The 21353-nt window shown below is 64.1% G+C and carries 18 protein-coding genes; 7 read left to right on the forward strand and 11 right to left on the reverse strand.

Going from position 1 to position 21353, the window contains the following annotated elements; all coding sequences use genetic code 11:
- The 6 genes from ACSVHC_RS20005 to ACSVHC_RS20030 form a co-directional block, all read right to left on the reverse strand.
- Positions 1-465 carry a hypothetical protein gene (locus ACSVHC_RS20005; protein WP_437770334.1) on the reverse strand — a complete coding sequence of 155 codons (465 nt, stop codon included), beginning with the start codon at positions 463-465 and terminating at the stop codon, positions 1-3.
- Positions 462-3617 (reverse strand): efflux RND transporter permease subunit, encoded by a 3156-nt coding sequence (locus ACSVHC_RS20010; RefSeq protein WP_437770333.1) that lies wholly within the window; start codon positions 3615-3617, stop codon positions 462-464. Before ACSVHC_RS20010 ends, ACSVHC_RS20005 begins: the two co-directional genes overlap by 4 nt.
- Positions 3618-3890: 273 nt before the next feature.
- Complete coding sequence (locus tag ACSVHC_RS20015; protein WP_437770332.1) at positions 3891-4883, reverse strand: hypothetical protein; 993 nt, start codon at positions 4881-4883, stop codon at positions 3891-3893.
- Between the two features lie 419 nt (positions 4884-5302).
- Positions 5303-7894 (reverse strand): response regulator, encoded by a 2592-nt coding sequence (locus ACSVHC_RS20020; protein ID WP_439181245.1) that lies wholly within the window; start codon positions 7892-7894, stop codon positions 5303-5305.
- Position 7895: 1 nt separating this feature from the next.
- Positions 7896-8066: a PAS domain-containing protein gene (locus tag ACSVHC_RS20025; protein WP_439181246.1), complete on the reverse strand. Its 171-nt coding sequence runs from the start codon at positions 8064-8066 to the stop codon at positions 7896-7898.
- A 140-nt stretch (positions 8067-8206) separates the two neighbouring features.
- Positions 8207-9097, reverse strand: a complete 891-nt coding sequence (locus ACSVHC_RS20030; protein WP_437770329.1) for a ribonuclease Z — start codon at positions 9095-9097, stop codon at positions 8207-8209.
- A gap of 104 nt (positions 9098-9201) precedes the next feature.
- Here ACSVHC_RS20030 and ACSVHC_RS20035 point away from each other — a divergent pair, with 104 nt between their 5' ends.
- Positions 9202-10176: a dienelactone hydrolase family protein gene (locus ACSVHC_RS20035; protein WP_439181247.1), complete on the forward strand. Its 975-nt coding sequence runs from the start codon at positions 9202-9204 to the stop codon at positions 10174-10176.
- Positions 10177-10209: 33 nt separating this feature from the next.
- Here ACSVHC_RS20035 and ACSVHC_RS20040 read toward each other — a convergent pair whose 3' ends face one another.
- On the reverse strand, positions 10210-11763 hold the full coding sequence (locus tag ACSVHC_RS20040; RefSeq protein WP_437770327.1) for a polysaccharide deacetylase family protein: 1554 nt from the start codon (positions 11761-11763) through the stop codon (positions 10210-10212).
- A gap of 117 nt (positions 11764-11880) precedes the next feature.
- Positions 11881-13011, reverse strand: a complete 1131-nt coding sequence (locus ACSVHC_RS20045) for a PDDEXK nuclease domain-containing protein (protein ID WP_437770326.1) — start codon at positions 13009-13011, stop codon at positions 11881-11883.
- A gap of 188 nt (positions 13012-13199) precedes the next feature.
- On the opposite strand from ACSVHC_RS20045, the gene ACSVHC_RS20050 reads away from it, so the two are divergent.
- The 5 genes from ACSVHC_RS20050 to ACSVHC_RS20070 are packed head-to-tail and all read left to right on the forward strand — an operon-like array spanning position 13200 to position 17919.
- Complete coding sequence (locus ACSVHC_RS20050) at positions 13200-13394, forward strand: DUF1918 domain-containing protein (protein WP_236811241.1); 195 nt, start codon at positions 13200-13202, stop codon at positions 13392-13394.
- Between the two features lie 37 nt (positions 13395-13431).
- On the forward strand, positions 13432-13950 hold the full coding sequence (locus tag ACSVHC_RS20055; RefSeq protein ID WP_437770325.1) for a DedA family protein: 519 nt from the start codon (positions 13432-13434) through the stop codon (positions 13948-13950).
- A 32-nt stretch (positions 13951-13982) separates the two neighbouring features.
- Positions 13983-14786, forward strand: a complete 804-nt coding sequence (locus ACSVHC_RS20060; RefSeq protein ID WP_437770324.1) for a thioesterase family protein — start codon at positions 13983-13985, stop codon at positions 14784-14786.
- Positions 14786-15562: a lipoate--protein ligase family protein gene (locus ACSVHC_RS20065; protein ID WP_437770323.1), complete on the forward strand. Its 777-nt coding sequence runs from the start codon at positions 14786-14788 to the stop codon at positions 15560-15562. The genes ACSVHC_RS20060 and ACSVHC_RS20065 overlap by 1 nt, the downstream gene beginning before the upstream one ends.
- A 56-nt stretch (positions 15563-15618) precedes the next feature.
- Entirely contained in the window at positions 15619-17919 is a 2301-nt protein-coding gene (locus tag ACSVHC_RS20070) for an FdhF/YdeP family oxidoreductase (RefSeq protein WP_439181248.1), read from the forward strand.
- A gap of 16 nt (positions 17920-17935) precedes the next feature.
- On the opposite strand, the gene ACSVHC_RS20075 is transcribed toward ACSVHC_RS20070, so the two are convergent.
- Together ACSVHC_RS20075 and ACSVHC_RS20080 are read right to left on the reverse strand one after the other, a co-directional pair.
- Positions 17936-18193 carry a mycoredoxin gene (locus ACSVHC_RS20075; protein WP_236811230.1) on the reverse strand — a complete coding sequence of 86 codons (258 nt, stop codon included), beginning with the start codon at positions 18191-18193 and terminating at the stop codon, positions 17936-17938.
- A gap of 124 nt (positions 18194-18317) precedes the next feature.
- Positions 18318-18707: a hypothetical protein gene (locus ACSVHC_RS20080; protein WP_437770321.1), complete on the reverse strand. Its 390-nt coding sequence runs from the start codon at positions 18705-18707 to the stop codon at positions 18318-18320.
- 205 nt (positions 18708-18912) lie between these two features.
- On the opposite strand from ACSVHC_RS20080, the gene ACSVHC_RS20085 reads away from it, so the two are divergent.
- Entirely contained in the window at positions 18913-20112 is a 1200-nt protein-coding gene (locus ACSVHC_RS20085) for an MFS transporter (RefSeq protein WP_437770320.1), read from the forward strand.
- On the opposite strand, the gene ACSVHC_RS20090 is transcribed toward ACSVHC_RS20085, so the two are convergent.
- A complete protein-coding gene (locus tag ACSVHC_RS20090; protein ID WP_437770319.1) occupies positions 20102-21349 on the reverse strand; it encodes an APC family permease in 1248 nt (415 codons plus the stop codon). The two genes, ACSVHC_RS20085 and ACSVHC_RS20090, sit on opposite strands and share 11 nt — an antisense overlap.
- Between the last annotated feature and the right edge of the window lie 4 nt (positions 21350-21353).

Here is a 21353-nt window from a genome sequence, read left to right on the forward strand (position 1 = left end):
TCAGTGGGCCGTATCGAATTCCTCGCCGAACAGCTCCTCGGCCCCCAACGTCACCACAACCGTGCCGACCGGCGGACCGTCCTTCAGCAAGGCGGCTTCGCCGGCGATTCGCTCGACGCTTACGGCCTGGCGGACATACACGCGTACGTCCGGATTTGTGTAGACCCAGGTCCTGCCTTGGCTGTCGTACAGGATCGCCCCGTACGGGACGGTCAGCTTCCCCTGCGGACCCGACGCCGCCATCCCGGTCTTCAGCCCAAGGCGTTCGACGGCGCGTTCCGTCAGGGTGATGCGGTGCAGGTCCGTCCCCGGGACTTCTTCCAGGGTGGCAGGGGTGTCTGCGGCAGGCACGGCCTCGGCTTGCGGCTGGGAACAGGCGGGCAGCGACAGCGTCAGGAACGCGGCCACCACCAGGGCGGCCAGGACCTTGGTGATGTGGCCCCGTCGGGAAGCTAACTTTTTCATGGTGCGTCCTCGCTCTGTGCCCGGAGCAGCGAATCGTTCCGGGGCGCGGTGCTGGGCGCCCGTTCCGGTCCGAATCGAAGCAGCAGTGCGGGCAAGACAAATAGCAGGAAAAGAGTCGTGGTGAGCAGCCCGCCCCAGATGATAACGGCGAGCGGTTGGATGATTTCCGTTCCGACCACGCCACCGATGAGCACGAGCGGCAGCAGGCCAAGAGCCGTCATCAGGGCCGACATCAGCACGGGCATCAACCGGTCCCGCGCGCTTCGGATCACGAGCGCGGGTCCATAGGCCGCGCTGTGCTCGGACGTCAATCTTCGGACGTGCCGTATCAGCAGAATGGAACCACGCACGGCGATGCCCAGGACGGCAGAGAAAGCAGGAAGCGAGATCAAGGAGTTGATTCCGCCCGTCATCCCTGCCGCGAGCACCCCGCCCGAGAGTGCCGCAACCAGGCCCAGGAAGACCGTCGCACCTAGCCGCCAGCTTCCCAGCGCGGTCTGGAGGAGCACGAGGATGCCAGCCGCAGCGACCGCCGCCAGGAGCCACAGCCACCGGGCGCTATTCTGCTGCTCTGCGTACTGGGTGAGGATTTCCGCATGGTAGGAGAGCGGGAACTGAAGCTGTTGGAGGCCCTTCTCGATGTCCTGCTGCACCTCGTTGAGAGCGCGCCCCTGAATTTCAGCCTTCACGTCGACCCGGCGCGAGGTGTCATCGTGCAGGATGACCGCCTCGTTCCCGACGATGTTGACCTGGGCAACGTCGCCGAGGCGTACGTGCCCGCCGCCGGGGGTGTCGATCAGCAGCTCGCGGACGCTGGTGAGGCTGTTCCTGGTGGACGGGGTTCCTTTGACAATCACCGAGAAGACTTTTTGTTGCTGGTAGATGTTGCCGACTTCGATCCCCTGCAGCAGGGCGGCGGCCGCGCGCCTGACGTCGCCGGGGATGACACCCGCCTTCTGGGCCGCGGCCAGGTCAACCTGGACCTCCACGATTGGTTGTTTCGCGGGCGCGTCGACATGGGGATTGACGACGCCGCCGGTCCGGGCCAGGATCTGCCGCACTTCCTCAGCCTTCTGGCGGAGCGTGGCCATATCCAGGCCGTAAACCCGGACGGTGAATCCGGGGTCGGCGGCCTGATGGATCTGGTCGATCTTCTGCTGCGGATACGTGGATACTTTGCTGGTCAACCCCGGATACCCATTCACCACGTGCTGGACTGCGGCAGCTGTATCGCGGTAGGAGGCCTCCGCGGAAACTGTCACCCACAGCTCCCCGGCGCTGATGTCACCCACCTGGTCCGAGGTGATGGCTCGCCCGACGTGTCCCCCCACATTGGCGACGCCGGGAAGTGCCCGGAGCTCTTGGGCGGCCGCATCAGTGATCCGGCTCATTTCCTGGTCTGATGTGCCAGCAATCGCATTCCACTGCACAACGAGAGTCCTGTCCGGCAGGACGGGCACGGTCGGCTGGCCGGTGGCCAGCTGGGGCGCGAGGGCAAGTCCGGCGACGGCGATGGCCGCGGCGCCCGCGAATACCCACCGGGCCTTTCCCGCCACCCTGCCCAAAGCACGGCCGTATCCGCTGTGTACCCGGCCCAAGGTGCGTCCTTCCCTTGCGGTGGTCCGGCTGACGGGCAGGACGAAGACCAGCGCCGCGGTGACAGTCAGCGCCACGATCATCGCGACAGCCAGCGTGAGCAGGTAGGAAAGGAGCAGCGGGCCGAAGAGCGCTCCGTCCTCGCCCGGTACGAAGAACACGGGCAGCACCGACAACGCCATGATCAGGAAGGAGTAGAGAATCGGCGTCCGCACTGCCCGCAGGGACCCCGTCACCAAGGTGCCGCTCGACTCCGCGACGCCGGATCCGGCGCCGGCCCTGCCAGCGCGGACAGCGCCATTGAGGTCTTCGGCGACGTCTCCGACGATGACGGCCAAGGCCAGGAGCATGCCCGCGAGGACCATGGTGTTCATCCCGTTGCCCGTCAGATACAGCACCAAGGCCGCCGCCGTCAGTGAGACCGGAATCGTGACCAGGCTGATGGCCGCGGTTCGCCAGGATCGGAAGAACGCGCCAAACATGGTGACTATCAGCAGCAGCGAGGCAATCAGTGCGACACCAAGCGTGCCGACCTCTTCCTGAATGAACGCTGCTTGTCGGTAGACGGTGGTATCGATCGTGACGCCGGACAGCCCGGGCTGGAGGGAATGGAGCGCATCATCGATGCCCCGGGTCACATCCCTCGTGTTCGTCTCCGGGAACTTCTCGATGACCAGGAGCAATTCGGCATCCTTGCCGGAAAGTGCATCCCCGATCAGCGGCTGGTGATCGGTCACGACGTGGGCGACATCGCCCAACACCAGTTTTCCGGCCGGCCCCTCCAAGCTGACTTGGCCCAGATCCTCGGGCGTGGTGATCGGCAGGACGTGCTGAACTCCGAGCCGCTGGTGGCCGGTCTCCAAAAAACCGCCGGTGCCGGGTGTGGACGCCTCAAGGTAACTCAAAGGCGACACCCACACGGCATTGCCCGTGGTGGTAATGACCTCGTCCAGCGTCACGCCCTTGGCCTCAAGTTCCCCAGGATCGACCAGGACCTGCAGTTGCTGGTCGCGGAGGCCCCAAATAGCCACGTTCGCGACGCCGGGCACCGCCAAGAGGCCGGGCTTCATGGTCCAGCGGGCCAGAACAGACAGGTCAATGGCGGACAACTCTTTGGAGGTCAGCCGAATCATCATGACCCTGCTCGTCGATGAGAGCGGCTGCATCAGGACGGGCGCGGCAGATACGTTCGGCAACGCGCGTGCCTGGGTCAGACGTTCAGACACAAGCTGGCGGGCCCGAAAAAGGTCGGTCCCAGGCTTGAACACCATCTGGATCGATGAAAGGCCCGGGACGGATCTGGAATGAATGGCTTCCACCCAGGCCACGCCGTTCAACAGGTCCGCCTCCATAGGGGAAGTGATCAGCTGTTCAACTTCCGCGGCGGATAGCCCCAGGGCCTCAGTCTGGATTTCAACCTGTGGAGGGGCGAATTCCGGGAAAGCATCCACTGCCATGCCCGGCAGGCTCGCGAAGCCGAAACCCAGGATTCCCACTGCCAAAGCCAGGACCAGAAACCGGAACTGGAGTACCCACCGGAGGATCGTGCTCATCATGGCCGGACACCCGGTTCCTGGGGTGGGACGGTGGAGAAACCGTAGCGGGGAGGAGACACCCCGGAATCGACTTCCGGTGAGTGCCTGCTGAAAAAGTTAGATCCCCGGTACCTGCCCACCACGCCGCTCCCTGGAACAGTGCCAAAGCGCCCCCAGACGTGTACGTCAATAATGAGCCTGGGGCAAACCCCGGGTCAACGCTCAATGCGAGGATTCTCAGGATAATGACAGGGAATTTTCCGTCTTTTCACAAGTGATAGTGGTATCGGCGCACTAGCCGCCGGGGCCCGGCGTCGCAACCTCGGCGCGGGGCGTCGTCGCGTAAACACTTGCACTGACCTGGTAGGCGTGCCCGTCCAATTCCAGTGCCTGCCGATTGATCTCACTCAGCGCGGAGTCTGCGAGCGACTCCGCTTTGACGAGGTCCAACGACTCCTGGTCCACACCGCCAACCGCTGTCACTTTCACCAGCCCCGTGCCCGCTGAATAGAGCTTTTGCTGGTGGCCCACAGATGGTTCCAGCGGATTGTATTCATCAACAATCAACACATCGTCGTAGCACGCGGTGGGGACGCATACCCGCTCGTGCTGTTTGAAGACAGTTCCACAATCCAGGAAGCCCACGTCGGGTGCATGGGCCTGCACGTACCCCGGGGTACCGGTCACCGGCTGATCCTGCATGGCGATCCCTGCCTGGGCCTTGGAAATGCCGCTAATGAAAGTGCGGGGGGCGCCGGTGAAAGTGCCGTTCTCGTACTCTTCCGGGTACTCCCCGAAGAGCCAGACCGCGCCCTTTTCCGTCTGGGCGAAGAAGGCCAGTTCGGATTCCACGAGCTGCCCGTCGAAGTAGTCCCGGTCCCACATCACGAGGGTCTTCACGCCGTCTATAACCTTTGTCAGTCCGGTCACGGAGTGGACCACTGTGCGCTCCGAGGTGCCATCGGCACTCTTCACCGTGCCCTTCGTCGTGTACTGCATGCCGGGCTTCAGCGGAAACCACTTGTTGTCAATCCTGGGCGTCAACTGGAAGGCGGAGCGGTCATAGTGGATGGCGGACCCTGCCCCGCAGAACGCCGCGGTGTCCGACGTCACTGTCGCGGTCGCCGTCGGCGAGGCAGATCCCGACGTCGGCCCTGTCGGCGTCCCGCTCGACGTGGCCGTGGAAGGCGTGCCGCTTGGCCCGGAACACGACGCCACCGCGGACATCGCCAGAACCAACACGAATGCGGATCCCAACGCTGTTAGTCGTTTGCTTGGCTGGAACATCTCGGCGTCCTTTCACAACAGGCTGATGAAAGGAGGACCGGAACAGCGCGAGAGAGTTTTCATGCCGCACCGTCCACGGTCCAACATTTCTCAATTGTGCTCCGGCAGGCGCAGAAAAAGAACAGACGGCGCACAAACCTGATGAGGCGAGCTTGGTTCCTGTGGGCAACCCCGGGGGGCCGGCGGCGTCTGGGGTAGAGAGCCCCGAGCCCCGGGCTCCAAGGGCACTCCCGCCGTCGGCCCCGTCCAACGCCGGTCCAGGAGGGCCGGCTGGTCTGTCTCAAGCCGCGGATGTATTCCTGTGTTAATTCAACATCTTTCCGGGCCCTGAAGCACGAGTGCCGCCTACTCGTTTTCCAAGGTACGCGCGGCCACACACGCGCAGAGCCCTACGTAAGCAGGGCTCTGCGCTTCCGCGGTCATTGCGTCCTAGATCCCTCCCGCTGGGGAACCCACCGGTTCAGGGCCGCATCTAGGGCAGCCAGATCGACCGGTTTGCTGAGGTAATCATCCATGCCGGCTGCCAGGCAGCGCTCGCGGTCTTCGTTCTGGGCTCCGGCGGTCATGGCGATGATGGGCAAGCGCACGCTGCCGTTTTCCCTCGCTCGAATGCTCCTGGTGGCCTCGAAACCGTCCATGACGGGCATGTGGCAATCCATGAGCACAGCCGCATAGGAGCGGGCGGCGATGGCGGTGACTGCCTCGGCGCCATCGGCGGCCAGCTCGGCTTCGTAGCCCAGTTTGGCAACCATTTCACGGGCGACGAGCTGGTTCACCTCGTTGTCCTCCACTACAAGGATCCTTCCTTTGGAAGGCCTGGCCGGCCTCGGGGCCTGTGCACGTGCGAACGCCGGCCTGGTCGCTGGCTTGCCAGTTACCAGCCGGATCAGGCGGTCGTAGAGTTCGGAGCCGCGTACAGGTTTCGTGAGCCATTCCCGGATTCCCGCATCAGTCATATCGGTCTTGGATACCTGGGGCGCGGACGTCAGCATCATGAGCCGGAGGCCCCGAAGGCCGGGATCGCTCGAGAGCTCGTAAGCAAGCTCAAGGCCATCCATGTCCGGCATGCACATGTCGAGCATGGCGACGTCGAAGGGTTTCCCCGCGGCGGCCGCCGCCCGTAACCGGTCGAGTGCCGTGCGCGCGTCGGCAACCGCGTCCGGCCGCAGCCCCCATGTGTTCAATTGCGATTCCAACACGAACCTGTTGGTGGCATTATCGTCGACCACCAACACGCGCAGACCCGCCAGCAGGCTCGGGACCGGACGCTCCGGAATCGGCCCAGGTTCCGTAGCCAGCGGCAATCGGAGAGAGAACCAGAACGTGCTTCCCTCACCAGGGGTACTGGTCAAACCGATGTCCCCGCCCATCACTTCAGTCAGACGCCGGCAGATGGCCAGCCCCAGCCCTGTTCCACCGTACCGACGCGTGGTGGAGGCATCCGCTTGGGAGAACGAATCGAACAAGCGCAAATGATCAGCAGCGTCGATACCAATACCGGTATCGCTGACCTCGAATCGCACAAGTGCGGTTCTTGCGTCCTGGTCCTCGACGTTCACCCGGATGGCGACTTCACCGGACGCGGTGAACTTCACGGCGTTCGAAGCCAGGTTCAACAGTATCTGCCGGATCCGGCCGGCATCACCAGCCAGCTGTGCGGGAACATCGGGGTGGCAGTACGCGATGAGTTCCAGCCCCTTGCTCTGAGCTGCTTCGGCCAGGAGCGAGGCGACTTCCTCCATGAGGTACTGCGGATCGAAGGAAGTGATGTCCAGGTCGATCTTCCCCGCTTCCAACTTCGAGAAATCCAGGATGTCGTTAATCAGGGTCAACAAAGCTCCGGCGGCAGTCTGAACCCCTTCGGCGAATTTGCGTTGTGTTTCATCCAGCGGCGTGTCCAACAAAAGCGTTGTCAGGCCTACCACTCCGTTCATGGGGGTACGGATCTCATGGCTCATCGTCGCGAGGAACTCGGACTTCAACCTGCTCGATTCCAGGGCCTCCTCCCGGGCGGCCAGCAGGTCAGCATCTGCGGCACGCCGGGCGGTTATGTCCTGGCCGATGGTCGCAATCCCGATGACTCCGTGTTCGCCTCGGATCGGGGAGACCGTCAGGGACACGGGCACTATGGACCCGTCCTTGCGCATCCGGTCTGTCTCGAAGCTGTGGGCCTGTCCGCCATGCTGGACGGCGGCCAGCACCTCGTCCTCGGCCTGGAGGTAGTCCGGAATGAGGAGCCTGACGTTCTGCCCGGTCGCTTCAGCGGCAGTGTATCCGTACAGCTTCTCCGCCCCGGGGTTCCAGCTGGTGATGAGGCCCGCGGGCGTCATACCGATGATCGCGTCAGCCGAAGACTCAACGATGGCGGCCAGGCCCTCCACTTGGGCGAGCGCCTCCCGCGCCTGGTCCTGTGCGCGCTGACGTGAAGTGACGTCACGGAAACTCCAGACCCGTCCCACGATCTCATCACCGACCTGTTGGGGCCGGGAATACCGTTCAAACGTCCGCCCGTCACGGAATTCCAACATGTCCAGGCTCTCCGCCCCCGGATCGGCGTACAGTTCCTGGACCTTGCCTATGAAGCCATCAGGATCAGTGAGCTGGTCGAGGACGAAAGCCAACAGCCGGCCGTCGTCGTGGGACTCCAGGAGATCCGCGGGGATGCCCCACAACTCGGCAAAGCGCTCGTTCGCCCCCGCGATAGTCCCGTCCGCCGCGACGACCAGAATGCCGTCGGCCGTGGACTCAAGGGTGGCACTGAGAAGGGAGAGGGCATCGCGGAGTTCGGCGTCAACGCGGACGCGGTCACTTACTTCCCGGATGGAGGCGACGAGTTGCATGGCCGGGGGGTCGCCTAGGGGAGCGAAGCTGACCTCAACGGGAAACTCTGTGCTGTCACGGTGGCGGCCGAACAGTTTCAGGTCAGTCCCGGCCCTGCGTACTCCAGGATCACGGGCAAAGAGATCCCGGATGGCTCCACCCTGGCCCCTGAACCGCGCCGGAAGCAGCATCTCATAGTGCTTGCCCAGCAGTTCGCTGCGCGAAACCGAAGAGCTGTTCTGAATAGGCGTTGCCGAACGTGATCTGACCGACCGCGTCGATCACGAGCAAAGCATCCGGCACGGCCTCGACCAGGCCCCTGAAAGAGCCGACGTGATCCGGCGGCCGAATTTCGTTTGTCATTTCGGCCCCCAGAGCTGAATAGATGACAAGCCCGCCCACATCGGCGGACGCGTGGGTGTGCCGGTGTGGCCCTCCCCACGGACAGATTATCCGGGAACCTACCTGAAAGCATCACAAAATTGCCAGGTACTTCGAGTCCGCTACAACCACCGCTGCCGCTTCGGGAAGGGAACCCGGTCCAGGTCGTTCGCGGCCATGACGGCAGCCGCGCCCGACCTCGCCCGGGCTTGCTCCGCCAGCAATCCGACGTCGGGATAGCGCGACGAGAAATGGGTGAGGATGAGCATGCCCGCTTCGGCAGTTGCAGCCAACGCCCCCGCCTGCCCGGCGGTGAGGTGGCGGTATTGCGTGGCGAGGGCGTCGTCGTCGTCGCTGAAAGTGGACTCAGCCACGAGAAGGTCAACGCCCTCGGCGAGTTCCTCAGCACCGTCACATGGCGCCGTGTCCATGACGAAGGCGAAGCTCTGTGCGGGCCTCGGCACGCTCACGTCTTCCAATCGCACGCCGCCCAGGCTCCCGTCCCGCTGCAGGAGGCTGATATCCGATCCGCTGATCCCCGCCGCCGCAAGCCGCTCCGGCAGGAGGCTGCGGCCCTCGGGCTCGACAACCCTGTAGCCGTAGGTCTCGATTCGATGGAGCAGCGGGCGCACCTCCACTCCTGCGGCGATAGGACCGGGTCCGCCGTGCGGATGAAGCCGAAGGTCGATGCCGGGGGACGCAACAGCCACGAGGGCGCGGATCATGTCCTCGCCGGACGCGGGATAGTGCAAGTGGATTGGATGCTCCACCCGGTCCAGCGCCATGCGCGAAAGTACGCCCGGCAGCCCGAAACAATGGTCGCCGTGGACATGGGTAATACAGATGCGCGTGATCTGGCTGGCCGAGACACCCGCTTGGAGCATCTGCCGCTGGGTGCCTTCTCCAGGATCGAAGAGCAGGCCCTCGCCATCCCAATGGAGCACGTATCCGTTGTGGTTGCGGGTCCTGGTCGGGACCTGGGAGGCGGTGCCGAGAACCACGAATTCACGCATGGAACCGAGTGTCTCATTACTTGGCGCCTACACCCACCATCCTGGCACCCTTGCCCGGTGACGGTCTTCGGAGGAGGATATGCGGCACACTCAGGAGGCCTGCCATGATCCAGCTCGGGAAATTTGAAAAGTACCTGGTCGAGGAATTCTTCGACGACTACCGCTCGGGCGACATGTCGCAGCGGGCGTTCATTCGCCGGTTCGCATTTATCACCGGGAGCATGGCCGCCGTCTCCTCGACGATGCTGCAGCTCGGATGCACTCCGGATGAGGTCCCGCGAAGCACCGATCCCATGCCGAGCCCCGAAGCTTCATCCGCCCGACCCGCGGCGACGGCGACTGCCGGGCCGGTACCGGGGGCGAAGAGTCCACTTTCCGTACCTGAGGGAGCCGCTGGCCTTGTGACCGCCACCGTCCGGTTCCCCGCCGGCGGAACCGGCATCAGTGCCTACCTTGCCAGGCCTGAGGGGGCAGATGCGGGACCGGCGGTCCTCGTCTGCCATGAGAATCGCGGACTTACCCCGCACATCCGGGACGTGGCCCGCCGGTTTGCCAAGGCCGGGTACGTTGCCTTGGCACCGGATCTCCTGAGTCGGGAGGGAGGCACACCGAGCGTGGATGCCGACGCCGTGCCCGGAGCGCTGACAAGGGCAGGGGCCGAGCGCCATGTTTCCGATTTTTCCGCGGCCTTCGATTACCTCCGGTCACTGGATTTCGTGGACGGGGAGCGGATCGCGATGAACGGCTATTGTTTTGGCGGCGGCATCACTTGGCAATCCGCGACCGAGATACCCGGCCTGAAAGCCACAGCGGCCTTCTATGGCCCCGCACCCGAGCTGGACAAGGTTCCATCCATCAAACCGGCCGTCTTTGGCGTCTATGCCGAACTCGACCAGCGCATCACCGGCGCAATGCCGGCACTTCGGGATGCGCTCGAAGCCAACGACGTCCGCCACAAGCTCACAGTCTATCCCGGCGTCGACCATGCCTTCCACAACGACACCAGCGAGCGGTACGACGAAACCCAGGCGAGAGCCGCCTGGCAAGACATGCTGGCCTGGTTTGGCGAGCACGTCTGAGTCCACGCCCTGTTGCTTCCCTATTTCACTGCTTCAATTTGCGATGATGGTTGCGCCACGGGTTGGCGACCACGTGATCAAGCCTCCTTGGTAATTCTGGGTGATGGAACCACCCGCTGAGGCGTACTCCTCGCTTGTCGGGTAGCCCAGGCGGCCGTTTTCCCAGCCTTGGGAGGCCCAGGCGGCGTCGATGGCTGCCCTGGTGATGTGTGCGCCGGTGGCCGGTGACCAGTGGATCTGTCCGCCTTGGAATGCTTGGTAGGCGCCGCCGTTCTTGAGTCCGGTGATTTCATTCGTCATGGGGTAGCCCAAGTAGCCGTTTTCCCAGCCTTGGGAGGCCCAGGCGGCGTCGATGGCTGCCCTGGTGATGTGTGCGCCGGTGGCGGGTGACCAGTGGATCTGTCCGCCTTGGAATGCTTGGTAGGCGCCGCCGTTCTTGAGTCCGGTGATCTCATTCGTTATGGGGTAGCCCAGGTAGCCGTTTTCCCAGCCTTGGGAGGCCCAGGCGGCGTCGTTGGCTGCCCTGGTGATGTGTGCGCCGGTGGCGGGTGACCAGTGGATCTGTCCGCCTTGGAATGCTTGGTAGGCGCCGCCGTTCTTGAGTCCGGTGATCTCATCGGTGACAGGCAAGCCCAAGGGGCCGTTTTGCGATCCCTGTGCTGTCCACGCGGCGCCAATCGCTCCGCCCGTGGTGTGCCCGCCCGCTGGTGGCGGTGGCGGTGGTGGCGGCGTCGCCGACTGCCCCAAGGCTTGGGCGACGGTCCGGACCGAGGTGGTTCCGTTGGCAGTCCGCGCAGCCAGCCAAGTGACGAACGTGTCAAAGAGCGTTGGGCTAATGGTCAGCGTGGGATCAGTTCCGACCGCGATGTGGTGGAAAGTCAACTCCATCCATCCGCCGGTGCTTTCGGCGTTGGTGACAAGGTCCTCCAGATTCTGGAGGGTCCATGTGCTGTCGACTTCGTCCGGGGCCTTGGTGACCAGGGGATTTGCCGGGGGAAGGGTCTCAGCGAACGGGCAGCTCGGGCAGCTGGCCGGCGAACGGATGTCGCCCAGCCCTCGTCCGCTGGCAAATCCACAGTTCTTTACCTCAGCTTGGACGGACGCATTTTCGGCGGCAAAAGGATAGGCGAAGTTGTTCACCTGGAATCCCCAGCTTTCCAGCGTCGACTTGCCGTTGCAGATTTCAGCGCTTGCGGCTGCGGCGGTGAGCGTGGTCAGATCCGGGTGAGTAACCGTGTGGCCCCCGATCTCGTTGCCGTCGCCCGCGATGGTGTGCAGATTCGCCTGCGTGAGATAACCCGGGGTGCCGATCCAACTGGTGGTAATGAAGAAGGTTCCCACCAGCCCGTGGGATTTCAACACCTGTTCGGCGGCAAGCTGGTTGCCGTTGCCGTCGTCGAAGGTCAAACTCACGATGGTGGGGGCTGCTGCCCTCGCCGGAACGGCGACTCCGCTGAGGGCTCCCGCGGTGAGCAGCAGGGCACCCAAGACGGCGACGATCCGCTTGTACTTTTTCGGGTTGCTTATCCGACGAAACCCGGCCGCTCGTGGGCCTTGCTTCCTGAAACGCTGATCCAAGCTGAGCATGGCTCCTCCACGAGACGAGGGCCCCCAGGCGGCGTATGAATGTAGGGTACGCCTTCAATCGCGCAGGTTGAACCTAAAAAACGGGCAGCGGCCGAATTCACAGCTTGCGTTCAGGTTCTACGGCAGGGCACGCCTTGCGGCCGCGACGTTTGCCGGTTCGTCAGCCAGTTCGGCCTCGAGGAGTTCGATGCTTGGCAGGCTTGAGGCGAGTTCCTCCGGCAGCGATTCGATGATTTTGCTTTGCCACTCCGACACGCCGATCGGCAGGTTGATTCCCCGCAACGCGTATTCGGCCACCACGTTGTTCTTCTCCTTGCAGAGCAGGAGCCCGATCGTTGGCTTGTCATCGGGATGCGCCAGCAGATCGTCCACGGCTGACATGTACATGCCTAGCTGGCCGACAAATCCAGGCTCGAACTTCACCGCCTTGAGCTCGATCACAACATAGCAGCGGAGCTTCAAGTGATAGAAGAGGAGATCGGCGAAGAACTCATCGCCGTTGATTTCCAACCTGACCTGCTCGCCGACAAAAGCGAACCCTTGGCCCAGTTCCAGGAGGAACTTCTCCACATGCTGGACGAGCTGAAGCTCCAGCTCCCGCTCGTTGCGGCGGTCAGTCATGGCGACGAAGTCGAACACATACGGGTCCCTGGTGGCTTGTTGGGCAAGGTCCGAGTCCGCCGGCATCATGGTGGTCTTGAAATTGGTAATCGCTTGCCCGGAGCGCTCGTGGAGGCGCGTTTCGATCTGATGGGCAAGAACGTTGCGCGACCATCCGTGTTCGACGGCGGCCGCTGCGTACCAGAGGCGGGTCGCGGCGTCGTCGAGCTTCTCAAGCAGCGCGATCTGGTGGTACCAGGGCAATGTTGCAAGCGGCGCTTGCAACATTGGGAACTCAGGCCAAGCCTGGGCGAAAGTCTTCATGTACCGGAGGTTGCGTGGCGAGAATCCCTTCGAACCAGGAAACCGGGCCTGTACGTCCGCCGATAGGCGGGTGACGACTTTGGAGCCCCAGCCTTGCTCAGATTCCCGCTGTGCCAGGTGCCGGCCGATGGACCAATAGGAGGCAAGCAGAGCCTTGTTCGCTGCGGAAATGGCCCGTGAACGTCCTGCGCCGACCTCCTTTGAGACACTGGCAAGCAGTTCGGGGTACCAGTCCGGCATGGAGGTGCGCGCGGGAGGAGCCGTGAACGACGCCGCTGCTGCCGCCGTCGTGGCCTGTTCCGTTTTCAGTTCTTGACTTGGCACTGGCTGCCCTCTTCTGTAGCGACTATGTACGGCGACGCGGTTTGTCAGCCATGTCGTCAAACGTAGGGGAGGGGACTGACACTTTAGGCGCTGCGACGTGCCACTGCCCGGCCAATTGGATGGGCCACCTGCGGCCTGTTCCCACGACGGCCCAACACTCGTAATCTGAATGCTGGGAGGTGGTTCCTGTGGAAGCAGCCCAGGGAGATCGGATCATCATTCATGGCAGGACGGTCGGGGCGGCCGACCGGCACGGCGAGATCATCGAAGTCCGCGGTGCAAACGGTGCTCCGCCGTATTTCGTGCGTTTTGATGATGGCCACGAGACCATCCTGTATCCGGGTGGTGATTTCACGATCGACCGCGCAGTCGGGAGTTCGTAACTCGCGGACCGGCCGCCGCGTTCAGCTAAGGTAAGACTTGGCTGCGGAGACGACCGGGGAGGGACGCGTGGACCAGATCCTGGACCTGCCCTTTGAAGTGGCGCTTGTGGCACTCTTCGCCATCGTGATGGTCCGGGTCAACACGACGTACTGGATCGGCCGCGGCGCGGCGGCTGGACTCGAACGCACGCGTTTCGCACGCGCCTTGCATCGCCCCAAAGCCGGCAAAGCACAGGCCTTGATTCAGCGCTTTGGCCCCTACGCCGTCGTGCTGACCTTCCTGACAATCGGACTCCAAACCGCTGTCAACCTGGCTGCAGGTGCTGCGAGAATGCCGCTCAGCCGGTATCTCCCTGCGGCAATCGTTGGCTCGGGCATCTGGGCCTTCGTCTACGCGACCATCGGCCTGGCGGCGATAGATGCCTGGCTCGCTGTTATGGCGGCCTCCCCTTTGGGTGCCGCTCTCCTGGCCCTCGCAATAGCCGGACTGGCAGTCTGGCTGGTCATGCGGCGTCGACGTCGGACGGCTGTGGCGCCAGAAGATACAGTGGTCTGAGTTCCATTACCGGACCGGCGAAAGGGCAGACGTTGAGTATTGAGCTTCCGGACCTTGCGGAAGGCGACTTCTACTACGAATCCCTCGGGAATGGGCGGTTCCGCTCAACCATCCACGCCCAGGGCGCATGGAATCCGCACGAGCAGCATATGGCGCCCGCATCGGGCATTATGGCTGATGCCCTGCTCCGCCATGAGCCGCGCGACGACGTCCGGATGGCCCGCCTCAGCTACGAAATCCTTGGATTGATCCCGGGCGGCGAATTCAACATCACCACAGCCACGGTCCGCCCCGGCAAAACCATCGAACTGATCCAGGCGGAACTCTCTGCGGCAGGACGCGTGGCTATCCGGGCCACCGCCTGGCGCATGGCAACCAGCGACACGAGTGCCGTCGCCGCCATTGAAGACGTTGAAATGCCGGCCCCGAACGAATGTAAGCCGTGGGACGGTGCGAGCGTGTGGCCGGGTGGCTACATCCGGTCCTTGGAAATGCGGATAGCGGAAGGACACCGGGCAGGCTCGGGCAAAGTCTGGATCCGTACGGAGCATCCCCTCACCGATGCGGCGGACAGCCGCGATGTCGCGAGGCTCGTTGGACTCGTGGACACAGCCAACGGTATTGCCGCGCGCGTTTCGCCGGGCAAGAACAGCTACATCTTTCCCAACCTTGACCTGCAGATCCACATGTACCGTGAACCTGCGGGCGAATGGCTCGGCCTGGACAACATGGTCTCCTTCGGCAATGACGGCATCGGCCTGACGTCCACGGTGCTTCACGACATCAGCGGCCCCTTCGGCCGCGCGGAGCAGATCCTCACGTTGAGGAAAAGCTGATGGTCGAGGACCTCGCCCGGGCACAGCGCACGCTCACGGTGGTGCGCCAGGAAGAGTCGCTCGGCGTCGCTGATGACCTGGACTTCGGGATCGAGCTCCTCAACCGTGCCCGCAGGGGGCTTCTGGCGCCGACGCTGCGGTTGTACCGGCCCCGCCCGACCGTGGCGTTCGGGCAACGCGATGCCAAGCTGCGGGGATTCCAGGCCGCGTCCGAGGCTTGCCGGGACTTCGGGTTCGAACCGTTGATCCGCAAGGCCGGAGGCCGGGCAGCGGCCTACCACCGGGGCACCTTGGTGATCGACCACGTGGAGCCGCACGCCGACGCGATTGCCGGGGCGAAGGCCCGTTTCTCCCTCTTTGGCGAGCTCCTCGCGGGCGCGCTCCGCAGCGTCGGCGTTCAGGCCGCCGTCGGGGAGATCCCCGGCGAGTACTGCCCGGGTGAGTTCAGCGTCCACGGCCTGGATCCGGATTTTCCAACACACCAGATCAAGCTGGTCGGCACCGCCCAGAGGGTGGTCTCCGGGGGATGGCTGTTCAGTTCGGTGATCGTCGTCGAGAACTCGGCACCCATCCGTGAAGTCCTCACTGCCAGCTATGGCGCCCTCGGACTGGAGTGGGATCCGGCCACAGCCGGGGCGGCCAATGACCTTTTGCCGCAGCTGGACGTACCCACAGTGGAGGACGCCGTCGTCGCGGCTTACGCAGAATACGCCGAACTCATCGACGGCGATTTCCAGAGCCTGCTCCCTGTGACGAGCACCAGTACGCCGTTGTAGACGAATACCGCCGGGACTACGCTTGAGGCCACAAACAAGTGGACCGAGGTAGAACAATGGACAAGAAGCCATCCGTTGTCCACGATTCCGACGCGGACCTCACCGTCGGACCGCCGAAGCGATCCGCCGCGGGTTTGCCCAGCCTGGTGGACTCCTTACCCCATGCGTTGAGCCAGATGGGACCGTCCCGCACCTGGAAGTCCCTGCTGGCCATGAACCAGAAGGACGGCTTCGACTGCATGAGCTGCGCCTGGCCGGATCCCCCGGAGCGGAAGCTGGCCGAGTTCTGTGAGAACGGCGCGAAGGCCGTCGGGTGGGAGGCTGATCCGCTCAAGGTTCCGTCCGGTTTCTGGGACGAGAACGACGTCGATTCCCTCGCCGGGCGCTCGGAATACTGGCTGGGCCAGCAGGGCAGGCTCGTGGAGCCCGTCTACAAACCTGCCGGTTCGAGCCATTACCGTCCCATCAGTTGGGACAATGCGTTCCGGATTGTTGCCCGTGAACTGAATGCCCTGGAATCGCCCGACGAGGCCACTTTCTACACGAGCGGCCGGACGAGCAACGAAGCTGCGTTCGTCTACCAGCTCTTCGTCCGGGCCTTCGGGACCAACAACCTGCCCGATTGCTCGAATATGTGCCATGAGTCCACGGGGCTGGCCCTCGGCGAGACAATCGGCGTGGGCAAGTCCGCCGTCAGCTACACGGACTTCGCCAAGGCTGAATTGATCATCATCATGGGCCAGAACCCAGGGACCTGCCATCCCCGGATGCTCACCGCCTTGGAAGAGGCAAAACTCGCCGGTGCCAGCATTGTCGCGGTGAACCCTCTTCCGGAAGCCGGGCTCATCAACTTCAAGAACCCTCAGCGGCCCCGTGGGCTGGTGGGCAAAGGAACGGACCTGGCGGACCAGTTCCTTCAGATCCGCCTCGCAGGGGACATGGCGTTGCTTCAAGCCGTCTCCAAGCGGGTCCTGGAAGCAGAGACGGCGGCACCGGGGGCAGTACTTGACCATGCGTTCATCGAGGAGCACTGCCAAGGACTCGAAGAGTTCCAAGCCCACATCGAAGAGCTTGATGAGCAGGACGTCCTCGCCGCAACGGGCTTGAAGGCGGAGGAAATCGATGAGCTCGCCTCCCGCTACCTGCGCGCGGAGAAGGTCATCATTACCTGGGCCATGGGCCTGACCCAGCACAAGAAGGCCGTGGCGACCATCAAGGAGATCGTCAATCTGCTCTTGCTCCGCGGGAACATCGGCAAACCCGGCGCCGGCCCTTCACCGATCCGCGGGCACAGCAACGTCCAGGGCGATCGGACGATGGGTATTTGGGAGAAGATGCCCGAACCGTTCCTCAACGCCCTGCAGCAGGAATTCGGCTTCGACCCGCCCCGGCACCCAGGCGTCGACTCCGTGGACAGCATCCGCGGCATGCGGGACGGCCGGATCAAGGTGCTCGTCGCGCTCGGTGGAAACCTCGTGCATGCGATGTCGGACACAACTGCGGCCGAGGCAGCCGTCCGCAAGACCCGCTTGTCCGTCCAGATCTCCACGAAGCTCAACCGTTCCCATGCCGTGGTGGGGGAACAAGCGATGATCCTGCCGACGATGGGCCGAACGGAAATAGACCGCCAGGCGAGCGGCGAGCAGTTCGTCACCGTCGAAGACACCGTCTGCGCGGTACACCGTTCGGCGGGAAGGCTGGAGCCGATCTCCGACAAAGTCTTGTCCGAAGTGGCGATCGTGTCCCGGATGGCCGCGACGGTACTCGGCCACAAGGTCCCAGTTGACTGGGCAGGCTTCGAGGCAAACTACGACTCAGTTCGAGAGCACATTTCCCACGTGGTGCCGGGCTTTGAGGACTTCAACCAAAAAGCCCGGAGCCGTGACGGTTTCGTCCTGCCCCATGGCCCCCGGGACGAGCGGAAGTTTCCCACCATCACGGGGAAGGCAATGTTCACGGTCAACGACCTTGAGACTATCCGGGTCCCGGAAGGGCGCCTGTTGCTCCAGACTGTGCGCTCCCACGATCAATTCAACACGACCACGTACAGCATGAACGACCGCTACCGGGGCGTGAAGAAGGGCCGCATGGTGCTTTTTGCGCACCGCGACGACCTGGCTGACTTGGGCCTTGCCGACGGCGGCTATGTGGACGTCCACAGCGAAGCCGACGACGGCGTGGACCGGGTCCTGCGTCAGTTGCGGTTGATCGCCTACCCCACAGCCCGCGGTTGCGTGACTGCGTATTACCCGGAAGCAAACGTCCTTGTACCGCTGGATTCGACCGCCGAAGGCAGCAATACTCCCGCGTCTAAATCCGTGGTGGTGCGCCTGGAACCAGCCGCACCACCTGGATAACTCAGGCTGCGGGGGTTCAGGCGGCGAGGCGCGCTTCGACCTCGGCTGCGGAAGGGTTGGTGGCAGCAGTGCCGTCCGGGAAAAGGACCGTAGGGACGGTTTGGTTGCCGCCGTTCAGCTTCTCCACGAGTTCGGCGGTGCCCTCAACCTCTTCGATGTTGACCTCGTTGTAGCCGATGCCCTTGGCGTCAAGCTGCTTCTTCAGTCGGTTGCAATAACCGCACCAAGTGGTCGAGAACATAGTGATGGTGCCGGATTCGGGGGTGAAGTCCACGGATTCTCCTGCCGTCGTTGTTTTGAACTACTCGCGTCAACGGTAACCCGGCAGGGGCTATTCCTTCGCGCGCATGTGTCACATGACACGCAACGGCGAATCGGGCATGGATTTGGCCGCCCGGCTAGAGCGACTCCTCGACGGCGACGCCGGACTGGAACTCGCGGCCGTCGGCTTCACTGAAGGCCGTCATGACGTGTCCCTTGCCAAGGCCGTTGATCGCCGAGAGGGGGAAATGGCCGGTAATGACGTTCCCCGAGTGTTCAACACCCTTGAGGTCGTAATTTTCTTCGGCGCTTTGGTCATGGTTGAACGAGAAGAAGGCAATCGCCTCCCCGTTCATGAACTCGATGCCCAGTCTTCGTTGAGAGGAATAGTCCGGAGTCGCCGCGACCAGACCCACGACAAAGGCGCCGGAACCAGGGATGTTGCCCTCGATCTCGAACTTCGCCACGAGCGTGGCTTCCGTGGCGGTAATGCTGGCCTGCTTCAGAAGTGCCTCATGGATGCTCATGGCTCAATCCTGCTCTGTGCGACCTCCGCAGTCCACCCCTGATTCGGGTTTTGTCAGAGCTCGTCGGTTGGCCGGATCCAGTCGGGCCGACGTCCAAAATCAGCCCTGACCAGCCGGAAGACCTGCTGATACAGGTACCGGCAGGGCCTCCCTCGCGGCCCGGAAGGCTTCTAGGGTGGAGGGCGTGGATAAACGGAATGGAAGCATGAAGCGTTTGCTCGTCCCCTCTGCGGCGCTGTTGTGGGGGCTCCAGTTCGCATTCCTCAACCCTGCCTTGGCGCTCCTGCTGGTGGCCCTCTTCAACGCCACCCCGGCCGAGGTGGGATGGGTCCTTGCCGTCTACAATGCCAGCGGCTTCGTCGCATCCCTTCTCGTGCCGGCTTATGCAGACCGCGCAAACGACTACCTGCGCCCCATGCTGGCCTGCGGCGTCCTGACCTTGGCGCTCTCCGCACTCCTCGCCGTGAGCACCTCGCTGCCGCTCGCCGTCGTGGGCTTGATCGTCCTGGGCGGCCCGGCGGGGGTCGGCAGCTCGCTGCTGTTCGCCCACCTCAGGCACTCAGGTGCCGGAGCGACCGATGTGGTGAACACGCGCGCAATTGTCTCGTTCGCCTGGGTGGCCGGGCCACCCCTCGCGACCTTCATCATGGGCGCCCTGGGCAATCGGGCCATCCTGCTCGCCCTCGGTGCGGTCGCCGTCCTCAATGTCGCCACCACTGCTGCCATGATTTCCCGGGGGCGTGCTGCCGCCGTCGAGGACCGGCCCAGGGCTCATGGCGAAGAGGATGGGCACCCGTTCTCGAAAACGGGGGTCGCCGCCGTCGTCCTCGGCTTTATCGCCCTGCAGGCAACTAACAGCGCCGCTGTGTCCATCATGGGGCTTTTCCTGACCCAGGGGCTCGGCGTGGACATCATCTGGGCGGGCATCGCGCTCGGCGTGTCTGCCGCGCTCGAGATCCCGGCGCTCTTCCTGATCGGGCGGCTGGCGCGCCGCTACTCGAGCCGGGCGCTCATTGCGTCGGGATGCGTGGCCGGGATCGCCTACTACGCGGCCATGGCGTTTGTCTCCAATCCGGCCACCCTGATTGCGCTCCAGGTCCTGAACGCCTGGTTCTTCGGGATCGTGGCGGGTGTGGGGCTGACCTTGTTCCAGCGGCTGATTCCGCGTCCGGGACTGGCCTCGGGCCTCTACACCAACACGAGGCGCGTCGGCGCGATCGTTTCGGGCCCGATCATCGCTTTTGGATCGACGACGGCGTTCGGCTACCAAGGCGTCTTCGCGACTTGCGCGGCTCTCACGGTCCTGGCCCTGCTTATCATTGGGTTGGCCGGGCGGCCCTCGCGGCGGATGCCGCCTAAGGAACAGCCTGCTGCCTCCGCGCCCGCGCATGACGCTATCGCTTGAGCCTGACCACGCGCAGGATGATGCCGGCCGCGAACATGAGCACGCCCAGGCCTGCCGATAGCGGCGGAAGCGTGGCCACGAGGACTACGCAAGCCAGTGCGCCGAACACTTGGAGCGCTTTGGGATATCGGCGGTCTTCGGCCGGCTGGGTGAACGCCGCAATATTGGCGACCAGGTAGTAGATGAGCACACCGAAAGAAGAGAAGCCGATCGCGCCGCGCAGGTCGGCGACCGCGACGATCACGCAGATCACAACGGCGAGAGTGACTTCGGCGCGGTGCGGGACACGGTAGCGGGGATGGACTGCGGCGAGCCAGTGCGGCAGGTCGTGGTGCCTGGCCATTGCCAGGGTGGTCCGGCCCAAGCCGGCGATGAGCGCCAGCAGGGCCCCGAGGGAGGCGACGGCGGCTCCCACGCGGACCACCGGAACGGCCCAGGAAAAAGTCCCGGCTCCGACCGCGGCAGCGAGCGGCGTTGAGGTTCCCGCCACACGGTCCGGGCCGAGAGTGGCGAGAAGGGTCACCGCGATGATCGCGTAGAGGACGACGGCGATGCCCAGCGCGATCCCTATGGCACGTGGAATGGCGTGCCGGGCGTCGCGGACTTCCTCTCCCATGGTCGCGATCCTCGCGTAGCCGGCGAAGGCGAAGAACAGCAACCCGCCGGATTGGAGGATCCCGTACCAGCCGTGTGCAAGCAGTCCATCGCCGGGGATGTTGGCCGGGGACGGAGCTGAACCGCCCCAGCAGGCTGCGACGCCAATGGCGAGGGCCGCCAGTACCGCGAGAACCAGGATGCGCGTGAGGCCGGCTGTGCGGGTCACCCCGTGATAGTTCACGGCGGCGAGGACGACGACGGCGGCGATCGCCACGGGACGTTCCCACCCCGGAGGGGCCGCATAGGCGGCGAAGGTCATGGCCATGGCCGCCGCGCTGGCGGTCTTCCCGATGACGAATCCCCAACCGGCCAGATATCCGGACCACGGTCCCAGCCGTTCACGACCGTAAATGTACGTACCGCCCGACGTCGGGTATGCGGCGGCGAGCTGGGCGGAGGACGTCGCGTTGCAGAATGCCACAGCAGCCGCGACGACGAGTCCAAGCAGCAATCCTGATCCCGCGGCGGCAGCGGCCGGAGTGAAGGCCGCGAACACGCCGGCGCCGATCATGGAGCCCAACCCGATCACGACCGCGTCAAAGGTACCCAGCCGACGGGCCAGGGCCTGGGGGTTGCTCATGGAC

This window comes from Arthrobacter sp. KNU-44 (assembly GCF_051843155.1).
Classification (GTDB): domain Bacteria; phylum Actinomycetota; class Actinomycetes; order Actinomycetales; family Micrococcaceae; genus Arthrobacter.